The organism is uncultured Mobiluncus sp., assembly GCF_963511525.1.
GTDB lineage: Bacteria > Actinomycetota > Actinomycetes > Actinomycetales > Actinomycetaceae > Mobiluncus.
Genome location: NZ_CAUPIY010000004.1, coordinates 194369 through 204220 on the forward strand (window position 1 = coordinate 194369; position 9852 = coordinate 204220).

Annotated in this window: 4 protein-coding genes; 1 reads left to right on the plus strand and 3 read right to left on the minus strand. The window is 56.2% G+C overall.

The genetic code is table 11. The features are described from left to right. Positions 1-462: 462 nt before the first annotated feature. The 3 genes from RQ935_RS04875 to RQ935_RS04885 all read right to left on the minus strand — a co-directional run bounded on the left by RQ935_RS04875 (position 463) and on the right by RQ935_RS04885 (position 8136). Complete coding sequence (locus RQ935_RS04875; RefSeq protein ID WP_311497447.1) at positions 463-6255, minus strand: thrombospondin type 3 repeat-containing protein; 5793 nt, start codon at positions 6253-6255, stop codon at positions 463-465. Positions 6256-6974: 719 nt separating this feature from the next. Then, a complete protein-coding gene (locus RQ935_RS04880) occupies positions 6975-7298 on the minus strand; it encodes a hypothetical protein (RefSeq protein ID WP_311497448.1) in 324 nt (107 codons plus the stop codon). Next, positions 7282-8136, minus strand: coding sequence for a DUF4428 domain-containing protein (locus RQ935_RS04885; RefSeq protein ID WP_311497449.1), 855 nt, complete (start codon positions 8134-8136; stop codon positions 7282-7284). Before RQ935_RS04885 ends, RQ935_RS04880 begins: the two co-directional genes overlap by 17 nt. Positions 8137-8421: 285 nt before the next feature. On the opposite strand from RQ935_RS04885, the gene RQ935_RS04890 reads away from it, so the two are divergent. Beyond that, entirely contained in the window at positions 8422-9660 is a 1239-nt protein-coding gene (locus RQ935_RS04890; protein ID WP_311497450.1) for an SPFH domain-containing protein, read from the plus strand. Positions 9661-9852: the final 192 nt, after the last annotated feature.

Consider the following 9852-nt stretch of genomic DNA (forward strand, 5'->3'; position numbering starts at 1 on the left):
TTTTTCCCTGTCACAATATTATCCCAGCCATTACTCAGAATAAAGACAGGATTTGATAAGTGTTACCTTACCCCGCGTTCACCCTGGTAAAAGAGATTTAATCCGTGCTATAATGGCTTTATTTGTATGTACAAACCTGTAAACATACTGGAAATTTCGCATCTTACCTGAAAATCCTCTGAGAGTCCCTGTCTCGCCGTGCCCCCCAAAAGGCTTGTGCACCAGCAAACCCCACCACCGCGCTTGTGACCCCGAAAAGCGAAACCCCAGCCGAACCAGGGCGGTCCCCTACCGCACCCGCAACTGTGACTGCGCACCCTAAAAATCAACAGTCCCCGGCCCACCGCAAACGCGGCGAACCGGGGACATATTCAGTTAATACTCCTGGTCAAACCAGGGGATCGGGGGTTCCCTCCGCAGCAAAAGCCTGAGAGGGAAAACCCGAATCAGCCCTGAGAATACTCAGTGTTTCTTTTCCTCGCGACGGCTTTGACGAACGAACATCAAACCACCGGCAACCATTACCAGCGCCACGCTAAGAAACACCGGGATTGCGATTGCACCGGTACGCGCCAGAGCCTGCGGCAGACGCGGCTGGGTCACCACCGTCATCGGAGCAATCGTGCGCGGCGCTTCGTTCACACCCGCAACCGGGGGCTTACCGGGTTCGGCAACACCCGCCTTGGGCTTTTCCGTGACTCCGGCAACCACAGGGCTGTCGGGGTTGGGCAGTCGGTCACCCGGCTCGATGAAGCCGATGCTTCCGCCAGAACCGGTCGATTTCGGTGCCGGCTTGATGGTCGCGCTACCCTTGCCCTCCACAGTCGCCGGCTCGTCCTTGCCGTCGTCCTGCGGGTCATAGGTTACGGTCACGGTGTAATCCGCCTTTTCGGTCGGCTCGGTGGGAGTACCGGAGATGACGCACGCCTTCTTCATCGGGTCGTAGGCAATGGTCAAGCCCTTGGGCAAGCCCTGAGCCTTGCAGGACAGGATTTCTGCTCCGCCATCGTTGGTGACGGTAATGACCACCGGGTCAATCTCCTGGTTAACCTGACCCTTGATTTCCGGCAGGTCGGCAGGAATGCTCGGCTTCACAGAACAGCCATTCTGGTCAACTTTCTGACCGCCTGGAGTGTTGGGACACTTGTCGAGGTCATCGTTGACGCCGTCGCCATCGCTATCCTTCGGTTCAGGTTTAGCGATATTGATGGTGTTCTTTGCCGCCGGAGCCTGCTTGTATTCCTTCTTTCCGTCATCAACCGCGTTGTAGGTCACGGTGACGGCGTATTCCCCGCCCGCTTCCTCAGTCGGAGTGCCGGAGATGACACAGGCGGTCTTGTTGTTGACATCGTTCCACTTGATAGTCACACCCTTCGGCAGACCGGTTGCCTGGCACTGACCCAGAGCAGCCTTTCCGTCGTTAGCCACCGGTACGGTGATTTCCGCAATCGGTTCGCCAACCTTACCGGTAATAGCGGGAGTGTCTCCCAAGCGCGGAGCTACCGAGCAGCCGGTTTTCTTATCGACCTTAGCCCCTGCCGGAGTGTTGCGGCACTGGTCGACACTGTCGTCCACACCGTCCTTATCCTTATCGGAGTCAACAATGCTCACGTCGCCCTCACCCTTAACGGTGCCGGTAGTGTCGCTACCGTCATCGACCGGGTCATAGACGACCTCGACAGTCACCTTGTTGGAGGCTTCCTCCGTGGGGGTGCCCGAGATGACGCACGCCGTGCCCTCTGCGTTCAGCGCAATCTTCAAACCGTTGGGCAAGCCCGCAGCTTTGCACTCCAGAATCTTGTTTTGACCCTCATTACTGATGGGAACCACAACATCCTGGATAGGTTTGTCAATTTCACCAGTCACGTTAGGAACCGTATCCACCTGAGGTTTCACGGTACAGCCATCAGCGTCGACCTTGGCTTTGGCGGGAGTGTTGGCACACTTGTCCTTGCTGTTGGGAACGCCATCCTTGTCGCTGTCTTTATCGCTAATGATGACCTTGGCTTCGCCAGAGGCGTACAAGTCGCCCTTCTTGCTATCGTCAACCGGGTTGTAAACCACGCCTACGGTGTACTTGCCGTCAACCTTTTCGGTGGGGGTGCCCGAGATCACGCACGCCGTGTGCTCAGCGTTCCACGCCACCCCTAGTCCTGCCGGCAGACCTTTGGCTTTGCAGTTGTTCAGGACAGCCTTACCCGGATTTTCCACTGTCACGGTGACATCGCTGATAGGTTTACCAACCTCACCAGTAATATCGACAACACCGGAGATAACCGGGGCTACGGAACAGCCCTTCTTGTCGACCGTGGCGCCAGCGGGAGTTCCCGCACACTTATCCACATCATTGTTGTAGCCATCTCCATCGTCATCCGAGGGAGCCGGTTTCGTGATGTTAATGGTGCCGTCCTGAGAATCGCTACCGGTCGAGCCGTTATCGACGGGGTCATAGGTCACCGTCACGGTGACTTTCCCGCTAATCGGATCGGTAGGTGTACCGGTGATTTCGCAAGACTTGCCATCGGCGGACACCGCGATGTTCAGCCCCTGCGCCAAACCGGTGGCAGAGCAGGCGAACTGGGTGTGGTTCGGGTTATCCACCGGAATCACCACGGGAGTAATAGCCTGATCCGTTTTGCCTTCAATGGCGGGGACGGTTCCCACAGTCGGAGCGATGGCGCAGCCCTTCGCGTCAACCTTGGTACCGGCTGGCGTATCCGGGCAAGCATCGTTGTCATCGTTTACGCCGTCACCGTCACTGTCTTTAGGCGCCGGGGGTTCTGTCGGTGTGGAAGGTTCTGCCGGTGTAGAAGGCTCTGCCGGTACAGAAGGCTCTGCCGGTGTAATCGGATCCGGAACAACCTCGCAGCCCGGCAGTTTATTCGGGTCGGTGCTGTCTGCCGGATAGACCAACGTACCTTTGGGGGTGCCGGGGCACTTGTCGATATCATCAGTTACCCCGTCGCCGTCCTCGTCACCGGGCTGGGGAGGCACAATGGCAATTTCTCCCTTGACCGGATCAGTGACCTTGCTGTCATTAGTGCCGTCATCGACCGGGTTATAGGTCACGGTCACTTCGACCTTGCCCATAGCTTTCGCGGTGGGAGTGCCCGAGATGACGCAGGCGTTTTCTGACGCCACGTAATCAATCTTTAGCCCTGCCGCCAAGCCCGTGGCGTGGCAAACCAAATCGGTTGCCTGACCGGGGTTAGCCACCGGAACCTTGACCGGGACGATTTCTTCACCCACAGTTCCAACTACCTTCGGGAAAGAACCGACTTCGGGAGCGACGGTACAACCCGTATCGGGGTTGACCTTGGCTCCGTCAGGAGTTCCCGTGCACTTGTCAACATTGTCGGGCACACCATCGCCGTCCGCATCGCCATATTTGACGATTTGTCGACCGGAGGTTGAGGCGCTGTCTTTCGGTTCGGACGCCTTGTTATCCGGTGAGTCATACTTCACGCTGACATTGACTTCCACCGGGTCGGTTCCCGCGGTCGGTTCGGTCGGAGTGCCGGAAATCACACACGCCTTGGCGGTTTCGTCCCAAGCAATCGTCAGACCAGCCACTAAACCGGTAGCCTCACACGAGACGATGGTGTTGTTGCCGTCGTTGGCCACAGGAACGGTAATCGGAGTAATTTCCGTGCCGACCGTCCCCTCAATCAGCCGAACCTTGGTGACCACCGGAGCCTTGGCACAACCCTTTTCGTCCACCGCAGTGTCCGTAGGTGTATTAGCGCAGGCATCGTCCTTGTTCAACACACCATCGTTGTCATCGTCATCCAGACCTCGGTCGTGAATAAACACTGTCCCGTCAACCTCAAGTTCTTCTTCAGAAGTACCTGGGGTCGCGTCAGCAGGCTTGTCTGCGTTGTACTTAACATGGACGGTGGCATTGATGGGGGTGTCCAGTGCCACATCGGTGGTTCCGGAGATAACACAGGCGCTTTTATCCTGATCCCATTCCACCTTTAAGCCCTTCGGCAGTCCAGCAACCGTGCTTTCCTTAGGTTCAGCGAACACGCCCACACCTTGACCCGACGCCGGAGTAACCGGTTCTACCGCCGGGGCAGGTTCGGGTGCGCTCTGGGTCGCCTCTGTGCTTGATTCCGCACTGGGTTCGGCAGACTCGCTGGGAGCAGTGCTGTCTGCAGATTCTTCGCTGGCACTGGCGGGTTCGCTGGTCTTTGTGGTTTCAGTCGGAAGGGTGTCCCCACCGGTGTAGGTATCCGCTTCACAGCTGGTGATGGTCAGATTGCCGGCATTATTCACGGGAATAATCACCGGTGTGATGGGTTCACCTTTAATACCGGTTACCGCGAATCCCTTGCCTTGCGGATCGTTGATGGTAGGGGGAATAGCGCATCCATCAGCGTCTACTACTGCATCTTTCGGGGTGTTAGGGCACTTGTCATCGTGGTTGTTGACACCGTCGTGATCGTCATCACCGGGTTTGGTGATGTTAATCTTGCCCTCGGCAGTGACGGTGGTGTCTTTACCGGCCTTATCAAGCCAAGTGGCGGTGACGGTATAGGTGCTGTCGACGTCTTTCAGTTCCTCAGGCACGCCCGAGATGACACAGCCACCCTTTTCTGCGTTATAGAAAATTTGCAGTCCCTTGGCTAAGCCCGTAGCGGTGCAAGCGACTTCGAAACCATCTGGGTTATTGAGAGGAACGACCTTTTCCTCAATGAGCTCATTAATGACACCCGTAATTTCCGGCGCCTCTGCGGTGAAGCTTGGCGCGACCTTTTCGGGCTCTACGAATTCAAAAGAGTCCATCGCCATCAACGTGTCGCCCAAGTACAGCGACGCGGTGTAGGCGGTGCCGTCAACCGCACCAGCAGGAACTTCCATGGCACAGCTGCCAGAACCGGGTTCCACCGGGTCACAAGATTTAACTACTGTACCGGCGGGATCAGTCCACACGACTTTGGAGCCGCCAGGGTGGACAGACTTACCGGTAGCGAAAGCAGTGACTGTTTCGCCGACCTTGTTCGCCACGTACTTGTCCAGATTGATACCCACGTTGTAGTACGGTGTGACCGCGAAGTGGGTGTTGTACCAGTGAGTGATGTTGAAGGCCGGCGGAGCTGAGGGGATCGCGGCGGCAAACTCGTTCGGGGCGTTCCACGCGTTGTCGGTAAACGCAGAGTACGCCGGCATGACAGAGCCCTTAGTATCGGTCACATAGCCATAGACAAAGTTGCGCTGCGCGTCACTAAGTGGGTACGTCTTGCCGTCTACCACTACTTTCTTAGGCCGGAAAGTATCCTTGGAGAACTGGGCGACATAGTACCCGTCTTTGTCTACCGTGGCGGTGGTAGTTTCCTGGATACAGCTCGGATTTGCGGTAACCAATTCTTTCGCGGCTTTTACCCGCGCGAGGTTGTCCGAGCCGGCTTTCGTATTACTCTGTTGAGCTTTGATGGCGCATTCCGGGGTCAGCACGGAGAAAACGACCTTGTAGCCAACAGCGAGGGTGTCATTCCCGTCATAGGACGGTCCGGAACCTACCGGAGAACCTTGCATTTCCAGCCAGACCCGGCCTTGAATGTAATCCGTGGACTTACCCCGATCCTTATAAGTCGTGTGGCTGACCGTTTGCCGCTCCGGAGGAGCAATCATATATTCGGCAGGCATCTGGTAGCCGAACAGGGTCACGTTGCTGAAGTACTGCAAATCCAGATATTGCGCACCCGCCCCCGTAACGCGCGTTTTCTTGTCATAGTCACCCATCACCCGCGGGTTACCACTAGGACCGGCGCTGGCATCACGAACCATGACGACCTGTTCACCGGTAATCGGATCGTTGAAAGGTTCAAACCACACCTTAATCTTGGGTCGCTTCACCGCACCCGGAAGCATTACGTGATCTTTGCCCGCAGAGTCCGTCCACTTGGGCACGCTGAAGGCATAAGCGCCGTCGGCGGCGCTGGTGTAATTGTTGTGCGTGGTAGCGTAGTAAATGGGTGAGACTTGACCATCCGTGTCCTGCCACCGCATATAAATCTTGGTTCCAGCAGGAACGGCAGTGTTTCCACCATTGTTCACCGCGTTGGTGGACTTATCCATAATCACCGCATAGCCAGAGACTCGCGCCCCGCCCACACTATCCGTGGTGCTAGAAGTAGCCTCGATGCCACCCCAACTCTTTAGGGGCCAGGGACCATTGCCTTCGATAGCATCGGCATTGATAGCGGTAGCAACGGTAGTACCTGGTTTGGCGTAATCGGCTTGAGCAGCCATGTTGAGTGCTACTACTGCACCCAGACCGAGAGCGACCGCACTAAATACGGATATGCCCTTCTTTGTGTGTGTTACCCCGCGGGTAACACTTCTCGTAGCTGAACGACCCATTTTTATAACCTCCATGTTAAAATAGGCGACAAATCGAAAATCACTTTGCTTATATGGTATTTGTTATTTTTAAGAAACCGAATGCATTTTTTAAGAAAATTTAAATCATTGGTAGTAATCGTTGAAATAGCGCGGAAAAGTCGGCATTTAGACAATGTGCAATTGTCCTAACATACTCTCTATGGAGAAAACATTTCAGGTGACAAATAATATCTAATCTGAGTTAATCCAGATAATAGATTTAGAAAAGCTGAAATTATTTATGAATAAATGCTGAACGTCTCACAGGATTCATGCTAACGCCGATTGTCTATGAGTAAAGGCTGAGTAAAAAGCTGAGTACTCGCCCTATTTCGACGTGTCCGGCTACATGAGGAGAGCCGCTCTGGCAACCTCACCACCCACACTTATGCCAAAACAAAACCCCAGTAAAGCCGGGAATTGCGGCAACCACATTCACCGCTATGCAAAGGGAGGGTCTAGCCCGGGGTTTGCCGGGGGAAAACTAACGGGGGCCTCCGCATGGAGGCCCCCGTTTGCACGAACCTCACTCCATAGGTTCGCTGCGCATCTGGAATTTCAATGGGCTGACGCCCAGTTTTGGGATTTCAATAGACTTTGGTGCCGCAACTGCCGCAGAATTGCCCGTCTACCGGGGCATTACAGGCGGGGCAGTTTGTCGGATGCGCGCCCTGAGCTGGCGCTCCACCCATTTGGGCGCCCATGCCCTGCGGGGGAACTGTCCCCATCGAGGGCTGGAGCATCGGCATAGCACCGGGCATCCCGGGCTGCATACCCGGTTGCGCCATACCTTGCTGGGGCATACCTTGCTGAGGCATACCTTGCTGAGGCATACCCATGCCGCCGGCCATCATGCCCCCAGCCATAGGAGCCATGCCCGGCTGACCCATCATGCTAGGCTGCTGACCCATAGGCTGACCCATCATGCCAGGCTGGCCCATGCCCGGCTGCATACCAGGCTGCATCGTCCCCATGGGCTGGCCCATCATACCCGGCTGACCCATCGGAGCACCCCATGCCGCCAGCACCGGCGCGGAGCTGGGCGAGGGCCTGAATGGTCTGTTGAGCTTCTTGCAACTTTTGCATATCGTTACCCACCCCAAAGAACGAACCGCGCAACCGCACTTCTGGCCAGAACCGGTTGGTGGTGCCCACCACCATGGTGACGTCCGTCACTTCGGAAGGCATTCCCGCATCGTTGATCTGATTGCCGACGGAACGGAAATACTGAGCCATTCCCGAACCATTGACGAACATATTGGCTGATTGGGAGTTCAGTTCACCGCCCATCGCCCCCATCATTCCCATGCCGCTGCGGCGCGAACCCGAGGAATCGCGATCATACTGGTCGGGGATACCGTCGTCGTCCTCATCGTCCGCGATGGAATCGTAATGAATTTCCGCATAGAAATTCCCCAATTCGTTAAAGGCAAACACTTGGGCGTTGCCCTGCTTGTAGTCGCGTCCGATTTTAAACCGGAACCAGCCGTGGGTATCGTCAAGTTCCAGGCAACCTCCGGTCCCAATCGAGCGGGTGACTTGGAACTGGGCGGAGCGTTCTTTGTTAGCCTCGCGCAGCGCCAGGTGTTCGTTCACGTCCGCGACGGTGCGTTGCCTCCACCCCGAGGACAGGTCGGAGAGTTTTTTCTTGCAATCCCCGCACAGAAAGCCGTCTTGCAGCTTTTGTTTGGTGAGCATTCCGGCCTTTTGAGAACACAGCGCGCATTCTTTTGCATCAAATAAACCCATGATTTCCTCCTTGGTATTGACTCCCACTGCGGGGTTTTCCACCCCTATGTTTTCAGCGCCGCCGCCCAAAACGAACACCCAAATGGGTGAAAACCCGGACGCACCACCCTTGTGACCGCTCACGCTTTCCCGAAAAATGCCCGGCTAACACGAAACCAGCTGAGTTTTCACCCTTTTGGGTGTTAAATCATCTAGATTTTTAGTGAAAGCTGGAGACGAATCAGCCGGGTTGTCAGCGAGGCGACCCGAGCGGACTGTTGAAAACACCGACATTAGGAGGAAAACATGGGCTTGATTCAGGCCGCAGCAGGCGCTATCGGCGGAACACTTGCGGACCAGTGGGTGGATGCCATCGCCGCACAAGACATGGGGGAAGGTATCGTCTTTACCAAGGGCGTCCAGATGCGCCAAGGCGGGCGCGGGTCTAACAAGCGCGGCTCCGAGGACATCATTACTGACGGATCTAAGCTGCTGGTTTATGATCGTCAAGCCTTGCTGGTTACTGATTCGGGCAAGATTGTGGACTTTTCCACCGAGCCGGGCGCGTACACGTTTAACTCCGGTTCGGCGCCGTCGCTGTTTACCGGAAGCTTGGGCGATGCGCTGAAAGAGACTTGGAATCGTTTCAAGTTCGGTGGCACTCCTTCCGGGGCGCAACAGGCTTTTTACGTCAATCTGCAAGAGATTAAGGGCATCAAGTTCGGTACTCCTAACCCGGTGCAATACTTTGACAATTTCTATAACGCCGAGCTGTTCCTGCGGGCTCACGGCACCTATTCCATTCGCATTGTCGACCCGCTGAAGTTCTATGCTGAGGCGATTCCGCGTGATGCCACGCACGTGCACATCGATGAGATTAAGGAACAGTACCAAAACGAGTTCCTGGAAGCGTTGCAGGTTTCCATCAACCAGATGAGCGTGGACGGAATCCGCATTTCCCAGGTCACCTCTAAGATGAGCGAGCTGTCGAAGTATATGCGCGACGCTTTGGATGCCGAGTGGCTGCAACAGCGCGGTATCGAGGTTCAGGCCGTTGGTATTGCTTCGATTTCTTACGACGAACAGTCGCGCAAGATGATTGATATGCGCAATCAGGGCGCGATGCTTCAAGATCCCACGATTCGCGAGGGATTTGTGCAAGGCTCCGTGGCGCGCGGTATCGAGAACGCCGGGTCGAATCCGGCGGGCGCGGGTATGGCCATGATGGGTGTCGGCATGGGGATGCAGGCCGGCGGCGGTTTCATGGGGGCGGCTTCGGCTTCGAACCAGGCGCAGATGCAGCAGCAGGCGGCGCAGCAGCAGGCGGCGCAGCAGGCCGGGGCGGCGGGTGGTGCCGGCGCGGCCGGCGCGACGTGGGCTTGCGATTGCGGGGCGCAAAACACCGGCAAGTTCTGTTCTAACTGCGGTAAACCGCAGCCGGTGGCCCCGGCTGGGGGCGCCGGAGGCTTTTGCTCGAACTGCGGGGCAAAACTCCCCGACCCGAAACCAAAGTTTTGTGCAAATTGCGGAAACGCATTGGGTTGAGGGTGAAACCCTCAACCCAAATGAGCGTTTCCGTAACAGCGTGAGACCGGCATAAAAGCAATGTCCAGTGGACATTGCGCCGGTCGAACTCCAAACAGAAAAAACGCATTGGGTCGTCTTCTGCCGTTAGCTCAAGAGAGCGTTTCCGTAACAGCGTGAGACCGGCATAAAAGCAATGTCCAGTGGACATTG